A 16,679-nucleotide genomic window follows, 5' to 3' on the forward strand; every position below is an offset into this window, starting at 1 on the left:
TATTTTATTGAGCTCATAGCTTAATAAAAATAAAACTTCAAGAGTGTGTATTATTTATATTTTACACTTCACCAATAACACTATTATTACTGATGTTTATTAGATCAATAAAAACACAAAACATAAAAATAACTTAAAATACAGTTAATTAGATTTTAGCAACAAACCCTGCACGCCCTGGAAAGTATCCTTTTCAATTACCTCAATGTATTTTTAATATAGATAATTTGCGTAATACACCCTTTCTGTCTATATCATCTAATACGAAAGAACTATTCAGACTCAAGGGCCCTGACGTATTCGATAAACAAACTGATATCTGCGTGACCTAATCAATGAAATCACATGTGCAAACTCATCTATATGATGAGCGGGCACCTGTCAGCTCATTTTCCCAACACGCTATTGTGGATTAATACTCTCGGCCTGCCATCAGGAGTGAATATATGCGTCTACTCGCCGTTGTATCAAAATTAACTGGTGTTTCCACAAATATTGAAGCTTCTGAAGTCACGCTCAATTCACCTTCCATCGTGAAACTGTCTGTTTCTCGTGAAGAAATCAGTCAGCTTACCCGCGTAAATCAGGATCTGGTTGTCACACTCCGCTCCGGTGAAACCATCACAATTAAAAATTTTTACGTTGGCAAAGGTGATGAACAAAGCCAGCTCGTTCTTGAAGATAGCAACGGCGCACTATGGTGGGTTCAGGATACGGATGGCGCATTTCACTACCAACATCTGGACGATCTCACCCCATTGATGGCAAGCGAAGGCAGTCATGAAGGCGGCGCAGTCTGGCCCTGGGTTCTTGGCGGGGTCGCCGTGGCGGGGGGAATCGGCCTCGCCGCCGGTGGTGGCGGTGGTGGCGGCGGTGGAAATGGCAATAATGCTGGCAATGGCAATGGCAATGGCAATGGCANAAGGAAATGGTGCTGGTGACGGAAATGGCAACGAAGGAAATGGCGATGGCGGCTCGCCACCCACGACAACGCCCACGATGCCAGGCGTACCGATTATTACCAGCGTCACTGACAATCAGGCTCCCATTACTGGTCTTGTCAATCAACAGACGTCTACTAATGATAATACGCCAGAACTTCAGGGCACTGGCCCCGCGAACGCAACCTTACATATTTTCGATAACGGTACCGAAATAGGTCAGGTCACTATCGATGCCAACGGGAACTGGACGTTTACGCCATCTTCTCCACTCGCGGAAGGTACTCACCAGTTTACGGTCAGCGCATCAAACACTGCGGGCAGCAGCGCAATGTCGGACAGTTGGGTTATTACCGTCGATATCACCCCACCTGCCGCCGCAGTAATTTCTTCAGTGAATCAGGAAGGCACCACGGTGACGGGGAGTGCAGAGCCCGGAAGCACTGTCACCATCATTGGCAGTAACAATCAGGTTCTGGGCTCAGCAATCGTCGGTTCAGGCGGCACCTTCACTATTGGCATATCGCCCTCGCAAACACACGGTGAAACGCTGACAGCAAAGATTCAGGATGAAGCAGGCAATATCGGGCCAGATACCGCATTCAGTGCCTCAAATTCCGGTTATCCAGGCGTACCCGTGATTGTCAGCGTTATGGATGATGTCGCGCCCTCCGTTGGGCCATTGACCAACAATCAGTCCACTAATGATGCGACCCCAACGCTTTCCGGGACAGCTGACGCTAACAGTACGGTTAAAATTTACAATAACGGAGCGTATATCGACAGCGTCGTCGCCGACAGCAACGGTAATTGGGACTGGACCTCCAGCACAAACTTGCGGGATGGCCCATATGCCTTCACCGTTACGGCAACTAACCACCTGGGTACGGGGGGAATGTCGACGGCATTCAATATCAATATCGATACTCAGCCGCCGTTATCGCCAGACAATCTGACCGTATCTGCCGATGGCGCTGTCGTCACGGGTACGGCTGAACCCGGCAGTACCGTGACGATAACCGACAATAACAATCATGTAATCGGCAGTGGTGTTACCGGGCCAGATGGCTCGTTTACTATCACCATAACCCCACCACAAACCAACGGCGAAACCATCACCGCTATCGCTACCGATCCCGCAGGAAACCCGAGTTTGCCAGAAACGGCACTCGCTCCCGATATCACCGCCCCGCTACCGCCCACAAACCTGACAATCAATAACGCGGGCGATCAGGTTTCCGGCACGGCAGAGCCCAACAGTACCGTACATATTCTCAATCCTGGTGGCACTATCATTGGCACAACCACCGCTGATGCTGACGGAGATTTCACCGCCACACTGGTTCCGCCACAAACTAACGGCGAACATCTTGTCGCCAACGCAACGGATGCAGCAGGCAATACCAGTGGTAACACCGCAGTCACCGCGCCAGACAGCACCGCACCGGATGCGCCGACAGGGGTGATTGTCGCCGGGGATGGTGGTTCAGTCAGTGGACATGCTGAAATCGGTAGCGCTATCACCGTAAAAGACAGCAACGGAAATACGATTGGCGTGGGTCAGGCAGACAGCAGTGGTCACTTTGCCGTGTCGATCACCCCGTCACAAATCAATGGTGAAACGGTAAAAGTGACCGCAACGGACAGCGCAGGCAACGAAAGTCTGCCCGCTTCCGCGCTGGCTCCGGATATTACCGCGCCAGACCAACCGATTATTATTGCCGTCTTAGACGATGTTCCCGACGTCATCGGAAAAATTGATAACAACACGCTGACAAACGACGATAAACCGGAAATTAAGGGCACTGCCGAAGCGGGCTCGCAGGTAAAAATTTATGATAATGGCACCCTGCTAACCACCATTACCGCCGATATCAATGGTAACTGGGACTACACGCCGACCACTGCACTGAGCCAGGGCGCACACGTGTTTACGGTTACGGCAACCGATGCCGCCAACAACACCAGTAGCGCCGCCAGCTGGAAAATCATTGTCGATAGCGTCGCGCCAACCGTCCCGGTCATTACTCTGATTAACGATAACGTCGGAACCATCACCGGTAACATCGCGAATAACAACGGGGTGACCAACGACAACACGCCGACCCTCTCCGGGACCGGCGAGCCAGGCTCGCTGGTGAACCTGTATGATAACGGTTTGCTGATGACGGTGATGCTCATCGACAAGTCAGGTACCTGGAGCTATACCGTCCCGGACAACAAGCAGCTTGCCGATCGCGACCATCGTTTTACCGTATCCGCAACGGATGCCGCCGGTAACGTCGTCACCTCCCCCGTCGCTGTCACCATTACCGTTGACACCCAGCCTCCAGGGGTACCCGCCATTTCAGCCGCCACCGATGACGTCGGAAATGCACCCGTTGACTTGCCTTCTGGTAGTCGCTCAAACGATAACCTGCCGTCACTGAAGGGGACCGGAGAAGTTGGCTCCACCATCACTATCTACGATGGTGCTACACCGATTGGAACGACCACCGTTGTGGCCGGAGGAACCTGGAGTTTCCCGGTCACCCAGCCACTTAGTGAAGGCTCGCACACATTGTCAGCTATCGCGACAGATGCGGCGGGGAACGCCAGTACCGCCGGAAGTTTCATGCTGACTGTCGATACAACGCCACCCGCGGCCCCGATCATCGCCTCAGCGGAAGGGCTTATTGGCCTTGAAACTAAAGCACTGAGTAATGGCGGAAGCACGAGAAGCGACAACCCTAAACTGTCCGGAACAGGTGAACCGGGTGCGACAATTACGATTTATGAGAATGGCGGCCTTGCTGGTATCACTACCGTACAGCCAGACGGCACCTGGACATTTACCCCGACCTTACTTGCTGATGGGCCGCATAAATTCACCGCCACGGCGACCGACGCTGCGGGCAACACAGGGATCCCATCGGCAGGCTTTACGCTGACGGTGGATAATCTGCCACCAACGCAACCGCTCCCGCCCACCATTACGGACGACGTCAATCCGATAACCGGGGTCGTCACCAACGGCATGACTAACGACACCACGCCAACATTCAGCGGCACGGGGAGTGTCGGCGACCTTATTTCCATCTACCTTGGTAATAATCCCGCGCCGTTGGGTACCGCGACGGTGGGCGCAGATGGTAAGTGGAGCTTTACGCCTGACGACCCCATCAATCCAGACAGCTATCAGATTACCATTACCGCAACGGACCCTGCCGGCAACGTCAGCCCGCCATCAAATGCCATCCTTCTGGAGATCGATACAACGCCCTCTGCTCCCCCTGTTATTCTTGCGGTCAATGATAATGTCGGTGGTTTCCAGGGCGATCTTGCGCCTGGCGCAATAACAGATGATACGACGCCAACAATTCGCGGAACCGGCACTGACGGCGACACGATCACGCTGTACAACGGCAGTACGATTATCGGTACCACAACGGTGGTTGGCACCACCTGGAGTATTACTCCTGGGACGGCGCTGGCAAACGGAAGTTATACGCTAACGGCCATTGCAACCGATGCGGCAGGGAACGCCAGTACCCCATCAAACAGCGTCTCGTTTACGGTTAGCAGCACCGTGCTGACCCTACCGCTGGTTACAGATATTGCAGATGACGCGGGTGCCATTATCGGTTCATTGACCAACAATAGCGTCACGGATGACACCACACCAACAATCAGCGGGACCGGTGCGCCGGGCAGTACGGTAGTCATTTTCGATGGTGGTAATCCCATTGCCGAAACCCTCGTTGCAGCGAATGGTAGCTGGAGTATTGAGATTACGCTGACGGGCAATGGCCCGCACACGCTGACGTTCGGCGCCAGGGATGCCGCGGGTAATTCCCTGGCGGCAGGAAACCCTGTAATGTTGATACTCGATACGCAGCCTCCCGCCGAGCCAATCGTCACCAATGTTGACCCGAACGGCACGCTGGTGAGCGGGACAGCCGAGCCGGGCAGCACCGTCATCATCAGAAGTGGTACCACGGTACTGGGCCAGGGCATTGCGAATAGCGTTACAGGTGCCTACACCGTCACGATCTCACCCGCACAAACTACGGGGCAGAATCTGAACGCAATCGCCCAGGATCAGGCGGGCAATAGCAGCAACCCTACGCCGTTTAACGCGGCCACGTCCAGCATTCCGCATCCGCCAACTCTCGAAATCATTGATGATGTCTCGCCCGTTACAGGCGCGATTGGCAACGGTAAAACCACCAATGACACCTTGCCGTTGTTACAAGGAACCGCCACGGCAGGCGCAACAGTCAAAATTTATCAGGATGGGAATGAAATCGGTACGGTCACCGCCGATGCCGTTTCCGGCGCATGGCACTATCCATTACCCACTCCGCTGACAAACGGCACGACTTACAATTTCACCGTATCGCAAACTGTTGCGAGTATAGACAGTGGCATGTCGCCCAATTACGCCATCACTATCGATACTGCCGCCCCACAAGCCCCTGCGATCACCAGCGTAATTGACGACGTGTTACCGGGTACAGGATCGTTAGATACCGGACAAATTACCAACGATTCACGCCCGACCCTCAATGGAACCGGCGAAGCGGGCGCGACGATCACCCTTTACGATAAAGGTGTAGCGATTGGCACAACCACCGTAAGTGGCAGCGGATACTGGAGCTATACCCCGACAGATGGCTTGGGAGAAGGCGAACATATCTTTACCGCCCGCGCAACGGATGCTGCAGGCAACCAGGGCGATCCCTCCAACAGCTTCCGGATTATTGTCGATACGTTAATCCCAAGCGCGCCCTCTATTGTGACGGTCACGGACGACGTCGGTACCCCGCAGTCCCTTACATCCGGACAGCTGACCAACGACAACACCCCAACGCTTACTGGCGTTACCGAGGCCGATTCAGTGGTTACCATTCGCGATAATGGCGCGGTAATTGGCACAACCACCAGCGATGAAAACGGTAACTGGAGCTTTACACCGGCTCCAGCACTCAGTGAAGGCAATCATTCGTTCACCGCAACCGTCACGGATGGTGCTGGCAATATCAGCCCGGCAAGCCCACCTTTCGTTCTGGTCGTTGATACGCTACCGCCCGCGGCACCGGGCATTACCTCGGTGATTGACGATCAACCCGGCAACACATCGCTGACTAACGGACAATTGACTAACGATGCACAACCCACGCTGAACGGCAAAGGAGAGATCGGCGCATCTATCACCATCCGCGATAAAGGCGTTGATATTGGTACAACCCAGGTTGATGAGACCGGCAACTGGAGCTTCACGCCAGATACCCCGCTGACTCAGGGGCAACATATCTTTACCGCCGTTGCTACCGATCAGGCGGGCAATATGGGAGGGGTATCTTCGTCCTTCACCCTCGAACTGGATTCCATCGCCCCACAGCCCCCTATCATTAGCACGGTACTGGACAATACGGCTCCCACAACAGGCGCAATAACCAATGGGCAAACGACAAACGAAACACGTCCGGCACTGAGCGGCACGGGCGAAGTGGGGGCGACCATTACCGTTCTGAGCGATGGCCAACCCATTGGCACCACCACCGTGGGGGCGGGAGGTATCTGGAACTTTACCCCAACGGATGCACTGAGCAACGGACCGCATACATTGACCGTCACCGCGACCGACAGCGCAGGTAACACCAGCCTTGCGTCGAACGGCTTCGGGCTCATCGTTGATACCGTATCACCGGGTATACCCGTCATTTCTCAGGTCGCAGATGATGTCGGCCCGCTGACGGGCAATCTGAACAACGGCCAGGCCACAAATGATGCGCAACCCACGCTCAGTGGTACGGCAGAAGCCAATTCCACGATCAAAATTTATGACAATGGCACCTATCTCGGTACCGCTCCGGTAGACGCCAATGGAGCCTGGAGCTTCACGCCAACAGCTGTACTTGGCAATGGTAACCATGCACTCACGGTGACCGCCACGGACGCAGCCGGAAACGTCAGTCAGTCATCCGCCACATTTAACATCATTGTGGATACCGTTGCCCCGCTTGCCCCCACCATTATCCAGGCCGTCGATGATGTACAACCCGGCACCGGGACGCTGTCCAGTGGGGCCTGGACCAATGACACCCGCCCGCTGCTCAGTGGCTCAACGGAAGCGAATGCCCGGGTCGCGATTTACGATAACGGCACGCTGCTGGGGACGGTAACAGCCACAATAGATGGGACGTGGGAATATCTGCCCCCCACACTGAGCAACGGCCAGCATACATTCACTGCTATCGCCACAGACGCCGCAGGTAATATTGGTGCCACCTCAAGCGGATTTATTATTAATGTCGATACGAACCCACCGCCAATCCCACAACTGATCTCGGTCATAGATGACATCGCAGGCGGTGTTTTCAATGCAGCGCTGAACAATGGGCAGCTCACCAACGATGCCCGCCCAACGCTCAACGGTACAGCCGAAGCCGGTAGCACTGTCAGTATCTATGACGGGAACACTCTGCTTGGTACTGCGCTGGTGCAAAGCAATAATAGCTGGACATTTACCCCGACCGCGCCGCTCGCGACCGGGTCCCATACCTTCACCGTGACCGCTACCGATGCGGCTGGTAATACCAGCGGCGCAACACCCGGTTTTACCGTGGTGGTGGACACCGCTGCTCCGGCACAGCCTTCAATAAGTAGCATTATTGATGATGTTGGCCCCAATACCGGTGTGATTGGCAGCAACCAGCCCACCAATGACGCACGCCCAACCCTGAACGGTTCCGCAGAGGCCAACGCGCGAGTCGATATTTATGATAATGGCAGTTTTGTCACCAGCGTAACGGCTGACAACACCGGCAACTGGAATTACACGCCGTCCACTGATCTGGCTCAAGGGGCACATTCTTTTACCATTACGGCGACAGATGCTGCGGGGAATACCAGTGGATTTTCGTCTGCGGCAGCCATTGTGGTCGATACCATCGCACCCGGAGTTCCAACCGGGCTGGCGGTCAACGCCAATGGGACGACGTTAACCGGCGTGGCCGAAGCGAACAGTACGGTCATTATCACCTCCGGTAGCGGAACGGTACTCGGCACCACAACAGCAAATGCTTCCGGTAACTTCACCTTTACCCTGAATCCACCGCAAATTAGTGGGCAAACGCTGCAGGTCAGCGCACAGGATGCCGCTGGCAATATCGGCACCGCCGGCAACGTGCTGGCCCCGTTTACCGGTGTTCCTCCCGCGCCGGTGATCTCCAGCGTATTCGATGATGTCGGCACTATCACGGGCCTGGTCACCGCCGGGAAAACCACCAATGATACCCGCCCAACACTGAGCGGAACTGCGCAGGCAAACGCCGTTATCAACCTGTATAACAACGGCACGTTGATGGGTAGTACAACCGCAGACGGGAATGGGATCTGGAGTTTTACGCCAGGCAGCGCCCTGAGTGAAGGCAACCACGCGTTTACCGCCAACGCCACAAATGCCAACGGCTCGAGCGTTTTGTCCGGCTCGTTCAGCGTCATTGTGGATACCACGCCACCGCCCCCCCCTACGATTCTGATCAGCGCCGATGGCGGAACAGTGAGCGGCATTGCCGAAGCCGGCAGTACGGTTACGATATCCCTGCCCGGTGGCACCAGCGTGACAGCGGTCGCCAACAGCAGTGGGGTCTACAGTGCCACCTTGCCTGTACGCCAGATTGAAGGTCAGTCGTTATCTGCAACGGCAACCGATGCAGCAGGCAACACGTCATCGCCTGCCAGCGTCATCGCGCCGGTACTCCCCCTGCTGGCTGAAGATAATGTCACCCGTTTGCCGCTACAGACTGACGTGACAGTCAGCACTGAGCATCAAAGCGATTACGGTTTCCTGCTGGTGAACGCACTGGGTAGCGTCGCCAACGTGCTGGGTAACGACACGGCAAGTGTTAATTTCAGCATCCAGTCTGGCGGTAGTGGCTCCATCACCATTAACGCTGCGGCGACCGGCATTGTGCTGTCACTATTAAGCTCAATGGAGATTGTTATCCAGCGCTATGACACCGTGCTCAACACCTGGATAACCGTGGTCGATACTTCGAAACCCAATTTCGCCAGTTTGCTGACCATCGGAGCCTCTGGAGTGACGCTCAATTATGATGGGCTGACAGGCGGGGATTATCGCGTGGTCAGCTTCAACACTAACCTGCTGGCGACCGGCGCATACACCAGTCTGGACGTTGCGGTGGTGAAAACCAACGGCGGAACCATTACCGGGGGGACTACAGAATCCGGTAACATCATCACCGATACCGATCCCACTAACGGTCAAGATAACGCCCCTTCCGGTACGCTGGTCACCGCCATTACCGATGGTAGCGGCAACGTGGTAAACGTCACGGCAGGCGGCGTGAATGTACAGGGTAAATACGGCATCCTGCATATTAACCAGGACGGCAGTTATACCTATACCCTGACCAATACGTCAATCTCAGTGTATGGGCGTTCCGAAAGCTTCACCTATACGTTGACGCATGGCACAGACCATTCCTCAGCCAAACTGGTTGTCACGCTGGGCCAGGCCCCAACCACCAGCACGGTAACGGCAGCAGATGATGTGGCGTCACTGACCTACGGAACCCAGGTGATCGCGGTCGACCACGGCACGTCAAAACAAACTGGCTTCACACTGGCAAATGTCGGGCTGGGTGATGTCCTCGACGTCAGCCTGGTCAACGGGTTGACCAACCCAATCAAATTCAACGTTGATGACGGCGCAACCCGCACGCTGACCGTGCAGGCGAATGTCCTCGGTGTGACGCTTGGCGGCTTTGATCTGTATGTCTACCGCTTCAATGAGGCTATTCAGCAGTATGAACAATATCGGGTGCAGCCAAACTGGGTTACGGCGCTGCTGGGCGGCAGCTCTTCGGCGTACACCATCACGCTGCCGGGTGGTGACTATCTTTTCCTGCTTAACGCCTCTGGCGGCCTGACGTTACTGACCAGCTATACCCTGAATATTCAGGCGGATCATACCTACGCGGTGGACAGCCTCAGCGCGGTAACCAACGGTAATATTCTGGTCAATGACTCGGCTCCGATAAACAGCGTCATCACCGAAGTGAATGGCGTGGCGATTAACGGGACGGGCACCACCAGTATTAACGGACAATACGGCACGCTGACTATCGATGCGAAGGGGAACTATACCTATACCCTGAAAAGCGGACTGGGTGCAGATAGCATCAGCACACCGGACAGTTTCGTCTATACGGTCAAAGCCCCCAATGGCGATACAGGTACCGCCTCGCTGAACATTACGGCGACCCCGCAGGCGCTGGACGCAGTAAATGACGTCAGCGGCACGATGGCGGTGAGCACCGTTCAGGACTCTGAGGCATACGGAAGCGGTGCGCTGGGCACAGCGACAATTCCAACGCTGGGGAGCAAAGCAACCGGTACAGGTTCGTTTGATATCGCGACAAATGACGTACTGAAAGGCGCCATGCTCAACTTCAGCATCGGCACCCTTATCACCGTCGGTACGCTGGGCGTCACCTGGACCATAACCGGTCCTGACGGATTCTCGCTTTCAGGCTCTGTACCCGCCAGTGCCATCAGCCTGTTAGGCAGTTCAATTTCCGTCTCGCTGGGTAATGCCGAGCTGGCCGCGGGTCATTACAGCATCAGCTTCACAGGAACGATGGGGGGACTGGCCGTGGGCAACGTCAGCATTACGCCGAACGTCACGGGCACGACATGGCACCTCAATACCTGGGACGTTAACACCACGACGGTGAATGGCAATATTTTTGATGGCAGTGATGCCGCTGGCGCGCACGATCAGCTCTCAACCGTCCATACCCAGCTCACTATCACCGGCTTTAACGGCAGTACCGCCACACTCAATCCGACCAGCAGCATCAGTAGCACAACAATTCAGGGTCATTATGGCTCACTGACCATGAATCTGGATGGCTCATACATCTATACGCTGAAGCCGGGTACAACCGTGGCGTCGATGACCAGCAAGGAGACCTTTACCTATACGCTTAACGACCAAAACGGGCATACGGACACCGCGACGCTGACCATCAATATGAATCCACAGATGGCAAGCACCGCGCAGCATGACGTGATCGTCGGCTCGGTCTACGGCGATACGCTGATTTATCACCTGCTTAATGCCAGCGATGCAACGGGCGGTAACGGAACGGCAGACACCTGGACCAACTTCTCGCTGGCTCAGGGCGACAAAATCGACATCGGCGACCTGCTGGTAGGCTGGAACGGACAAAATGCCACGCTTGGCAATTATCTCACGGTGACCGCCAGCGGTAACAACACCATCGTTTCCATTGATCGCGACGGTACAGGCAGCACGTACCACACCACTAACCTCGTAACGCTGGAGAACGTACACACCACGCTCGATGAGCTGATCCAACAAAATCACATTGTGACCTGAAACGAACGTCATACCGCTATAACGAGATAACAACAGCCCCGGATGCCATGACGTCCGGGGCAATAACAGTCGTCACTGCCCTATTTTGCAAGGGATAAACTATGAGAAATGTCGCCCCTGTCGCTGTACTGCTGGCATTAACGTTCTGTTCCGTTCGTGCGAATGCCGAAGATGAACCGCAAATTATTACGCCAGAAGGGCTGGCAACCAGCCAGATGCTTCCCTCTCTGGATGGCTCTGTGGCCGATCTACCGCTAAGCGTTGCCGCACCCGGAAGCCTGACGCTTAACGACGCGGTGAGCCGCGCCGTGAGCTGGCATCCTTCTATTCGTGAATCCATTGGCAAACTGCTCTCGCAAAATGAACAGATAGACGTGGCGAAAGCGAAATATTATCCGCAAGTTACAGCCGGAATGAACAACGGCTACAGCAATACCTACACCGACCATGGCTTCAGCCCCGCACTGGTCATTTCGGTGTCACAAATGCTGTATGACTTCGGCAAAGTCGCCAGCCAGGTGCGCGCCGAAACCGCCGGTTCGGCGCAACAACAGGCAAACGTGTTACTCAGCATCGATACTGTCGCCCACGCCACCGCCAATGCCATCGTCCAGGTTCAGACATGGCAACAGATGGTGGATGCCGCCGAAGAGCAACTGGTCGCGCTAAACGGTATTGGTCGACTGACCAGAGAACGTAATGATGAAGGGGCGACCTCGCTGTCTGACGTGGTACAAACCGATGCGCGTATTGAGTCGGCTCGTTCACAGCTGGCGCAATATCAGGCCAATCTCGACAGTAGCAAAGCGACATTGATGAGCTATCTCGGCTGGCGCTCACTGAACGGCATCAGCAATGAGTTTCCGGTAAAACTGGACAGCAGTTGTGATGTGGTAAAGCCGGAGGATAAGTTAGTTCCAGCTGTGCTGGCGGCCTGGGCGCAGGCGAACGTCGCACAGGCCAACCTGGATTACGCCAACGCACAGATGACGCCAACCATCTCCCTGGAGCCATCGGTTCAGCACTATCTCAACGACAAATACCCCAGCCATGAGGTGCTCGACAAAACGCAGTACTCAGCATGGGTAAAAGTCGAAATGCCGCTGTATCAGGGCGGCGGTCTCACCGCCCGGCGCAACGCCGCCAGCCACGCGGTAGAGTCCGCACAGTACTCTATTCAGCGCACCCGACTTGAAGTACGGCAAAAATTACTGGAATCCCGCAGCCAGGCAATGAGTCTCGCGACTGCATTGCAGATCCTGCGCCGCCAGCAGCGGCTGAGCGAACGCACTCGTGAACTGTATCAACAGCAATATCTGGATCTCGGCTCACGCCCTTTACTTGATGTTCTTAACGCCGAACAGGAAGTGTACCAGGCCCGTTTTGCCGAACTCCAGACCCAAAGCCAGCTTCGCCAGCTACAACTGAACTGTCTCTACAACACCGGATCGTTGCGCCAGGCGTTCGCTTTAAATAACCGCAGCATTCAATCGGTGGAGATCCAGCTATGAGCGACGTCGAGCCTGTTGTTGAAGATGCTATTGGCGAACCCGCCCTGAGCCAGTGGGCGCAGGCAGTTACCTACATTGCCAGCCACTATCGCCTCACTTGCTCGCCAGGCGCTATCCAGGCCAACGCCCCATGGTTCGAGGGGAAAAGCAAAACCCTTGCCTTGACGCAATTAGCACGCCAGGCGGGACTTTCCTTTCATCCGCTGGATACCGCAAAGCAGGTTCTTAACCAGTGGCGTTTGCCGGTGGTGGCGGAACTGCACGACGGCCAAATCATGGTGATAGAACATTTCAACGGTGAAGATACACTGGATGTTTTTATTATTGCCGACGAGGGACAGCGCAACCGGCTGGCGGTGGCTGAGCTTCTGCCTGAAATCCATACTATCACCGCACTGCGCCCGTTATCGGCGTTAAAAGACAGTCGGGTTGATCGCTATATTTCGCGCTTTAAACCCGACTGGATACGCGAGCTGGTTTTACAAGATATCCGCCCTTACCTGCCCGTCATGGTTGCTGCGTTTCTGATTAACGTCCTGTCACTCTCCGGGATAATTTTTTCAATGCAGGTTTACGACCGGGTGATCCCCGCCCAGTCGTATCCGACTCTCTATGTTCTCTCGACCGGCGTCCTGGTCGCGGTATTGTTTGGCTTTTTGCTGCGCGAAGCACGTACCCACATTATGGATCTACTCGGTAAACGCGCAGACATGCGTATTTCCGATCGCGTGTTCAGCCATGCCCTGCGGTTGCGCAATAGCGCGGTTCCCCGCTCGACAGGAAGCTTTATTTCCCAACTCCGCGAGCTGGAGCAGATCCGGGAGATGATCACCTCCTCAACCATGTCGACCATCGTCGACCTGCCGTTTTTCCTGCTGTTTATTGTCGTACTGGCGTGCATTGCACCACCGCTGGCGTGGATAGCCCCCGTCGCAGCCATTCTGATGATTCTGCCGGGGCTGTTATTACAGAAAAAGCTGGCGGTGCTTGCTAACCAGGCCGCACATGAATCCACTCTGCGCAACGCGGTGCTGGTCGAGAGCGTTCAGGGGCTGGAAGACATCAAGCTAATGCAGGCGGAGAACCGCTTTTTACAGCAATGGAACAGCTATATCCGCATTACTGGCGAGTCCGGACTACGCACACGCAAGCTTACCCAGGGGCTGATCGGCTGGGGGATGTCAGTACAAAGCCTGGTTTACGCCGCCATCATTATGTTCGGTGCGCCCATGGTGATTGAAGGCACGATGACCACCGGGGCCGTGGTGGCCGCCTCGATGCTCGGATCACGGATGATCGCCCCGATGGCTAACCTGTGTGGTGTACTGGCTCGCTGGCAGCAGGTCAAAGCGGCCAAAATGGGGCTGGACAGCATTATGCAACTTCCCACCGAGACGCAGCACGATGAAGACCGGGTACACCAGGACATCTTCCGTGGCCACTATCTGTTTGAAAATGCGCATTTTCGCTACCACAGTGACGACCAGCGCGTACCGTTACGCATCTCGCGTCTGGAAGTGATGCCCGGAGAGCGGATTGCGATTCTCGGGCGTAACGGTGCGGGTAAATCAACCCTGCTACAGGCCATGGCGGGCGGCGTGGAGATTATTCAGGGTGATGTCCGACTCGATAACCTGAGTCTGGCGCAAATCGATATGGCTGATTTACGCCGCAATATCGGCTTTCTCAGCCAGAACGCACGGCTTTTTTTCGGTACGTTACGCGAGAATCTGACACTCGGCGCACCGCATGCCAGCGACACGCAGATATTCGAAGCGCTGGAGGTCAGTGGCGCATCTGCATTCGTCAAACAACTCGCCAAAGGGCTAGCGCACCCCATTATGGAAGGCGGTAATGGGCTTTCCGGCGGGCAGCGTCAGTCGATTCTGCTCGCCAGAATGTTACTGCGATCGCCCAATATCGTACTGCTCGACGAACCCAGTGCCTCGCTGGATGAACACACCGAACGGGAATTTATACAACGGTTAAACCAGTGGCTGGGCAACCGCACATTGATTGTCGCCACACATCGCGTTCCGGTTCTGGAGCTGGTCGAGCGCGTGGTGGTGCTCAAAGAAGGTCAGCTGGTCATGGATGCCCCAAAAGCGCAGGCGCTAAATGCAAATCGGGCACCTGCACAGACTCACGGTCGGGAGTGGAAAAATGAAAACCAATCCGCATGACGCCGCCATGGACGACCTCGATATCCGCCGGGAACACCGTTTTTCCGGCGCCAGTCGCATTATTCTGCTCAGCACACTGCTTTTTGCCGTGCTGGGTATCTGGGCGTATTTCGGCAAACTGGATGAAGTCTCTACCGGCAGTGGGAAAGTCATCCCCAGCTCGCGTGAACAGGTATTGCAGTCGCTTGACGGCGGGATCCTCGCCGAACTCAGCGTGCACGAAGGTGATAAAGTTCAGGCCAACCAGATTGTCGCCCGCCTCGACCCAACGCGTTCTGAATCCAACGTGGGTGAAAGCGCCGCCCGATACCGCGCATCTTTAGCATCCAGCGCCAGACTGAATGCCGAAGTCAACGATTTGCAGCTAACGTTCCCCAGCTCGCTGCAGGCCTGGCCGGAGCTTATCGCCTCTGAAACCCGGTTATATAAAAGTCGCCGGGCACAGCTTGCCGATTCGATGGTGGAACTACAGGATGCGCTGGTCTCCGTGAACAAAGAACTGGCGATCACCCAACGGCTGGAGAAAAGCGGTGCCGCCAGCCATGTGGAAGTGCTGCGCCTGCAACGACAAAAAAGCGATCTTGGACTCAAAATAACCGACCTGCGCTCGCAATATTACGTGCAGGCGCGTGAAGCGCTGTCGAAGGCCAACGCCGAGGTGGATATGCTGGCGGCCATCTTAAAAGGTCGCGAAGATTCCGTTACCCGCCTGACCGTTCGCGCCCCGATGCGCGGTATCGTAAAAAACATCCAGGTCACCACGATTGGCGGCGTTATCCCTCCTAACGGCGAAATGATGGAGATTGTCCCGGTAGACGATCATTTGCTGATTGAAACCCGCCTGTCACCACGCGATATCGCGTTTATCCACCCCGGACAGAGGGCACTGGTAAAGATTACTGCCTATGACTACGCCATTTACGGAGGGCTGGAGGGCGTGGTCGAAACCATCTCCCCAGATACCATTCAGGATAAAGTGAAGCCGGAAATCTTCTACTACCGCGTTTTCATACGTACCCATCAGGACTTTTTACAGAACAAGCTGGGACGCCATTTTTCTATCGTACCGGGCATGATTGCCACAGTGGATATAAAAACAGGTGAAAAAACCATCGTAGACTATTTAATCAAACCATTTAATCGTGCAAAAGAAGCACTGCGCGAGCGGTAAATCCTTGCGGTTAAGGGGTTGCGGGGGCTGGTCACGCGTGTCACAAGTCTGTTATACTTGCTGCAACACATTGGGGCTGATTCTGGATTCGACGGGATTCGCGAAACCCAAGGTGCATGCCGAGGGGCGGTTGGCCTCGTAAAAAGCCGCAAAAAAATAGTCGCAAACGACGAAAACTACGCTTTAGCAGCTTAATAACCTGCTCTGAGCCCTCTCTCCCTAGCTTCCGCTCTTAAGACGGGGATCAAAGAGAGGTCAAACCCAAAAGAGATCGCGTGGATGCCCTGCCTGGGGTTGAAGCGTTAAAACTAATCAGGCTAGTCTGGTAGTGGCGTGTCTGTCCGCAGGTGCCAGGCGAATGTAAAGACTGACTAAGCATGTAGTACCGAGGATGTAGGAATTTCGGACGCGGGTTCAACTCCCGCCAGCTCCACCAAAATTCTCCATCGGTGATTACCA

3 protein-coding genes, 1 other RNA gene and 1 pseudogene are annotated in these 16,679 nt (G+C 55.0%); all 5 read left to right on the top strand.

From position 1 onward, the window contains the following. Positions 1–446 precede the first annotated feature (446 nt). Positions 447–11,355 (top strand): annotated as a pseudogene (locus FDX19_RS16145) (BapA/Bap/LapF family large adhesin). A gap of 101 nt (positions 11,356–11,456) precedes the next feature. Next, positions 11,457–12,866 (top strand): TolC family outer membrane protein, encoded by a 1,410-nt coding sequence (locus FDX19_RS16150; RefSeq protein ID WP_137383495.1) that lies wholly within the window; start codon positions 11,457–11,459, stop codon positions 12,864–12,866. Continuing rightward, positions 12,863–15,049, top strand: coding sequence for a type I secretion system permease/ATPase (locus FDX19_RS16155; RefSeq protein ID WP_137383496.1), 2,187 nt, complete (start codon positions 12,863–12,865; stop codon positions 15,047–15,049). The genes FDX19_RS16150 and FDX19_RS16155 overlap by 4 nt, the downstream gene beginning before the upstream one ends. A 7-nt stretch (positions 15,050–15,056) precedes the next feature. Beyond that, complete coding sequence (locus tag FDX19_RS16160) at positions 15,057–16,220, top strand: HlyD family efflux transporter periplasmic adaptor subunit (RefSeq protein ID WP_137383499.1); 1,164 nt, start codon at positions 15,057–15,059, stop codon at positions 16,218–16,220. 72 nt (positions 16,221–16,292) lie between these two features. Continuing rightward, positions 16,293–16,656: a transfer-messenger RNA gene (ssrA, locus tag FDX19_RS16165) on the top strand. Positions 16,657–16,679 lie beyond the last annotated feature (23 nt).

It is taken from the genome of Citrobacter sp. wls619, assembly GCF_005281345.1.
Classification (GTDB): domain Bacteria; phylum Pseudomonadota; class Gammaproteobacteria; order Enterobacterales; family Enterobacteriaceae; genus Citrobacter.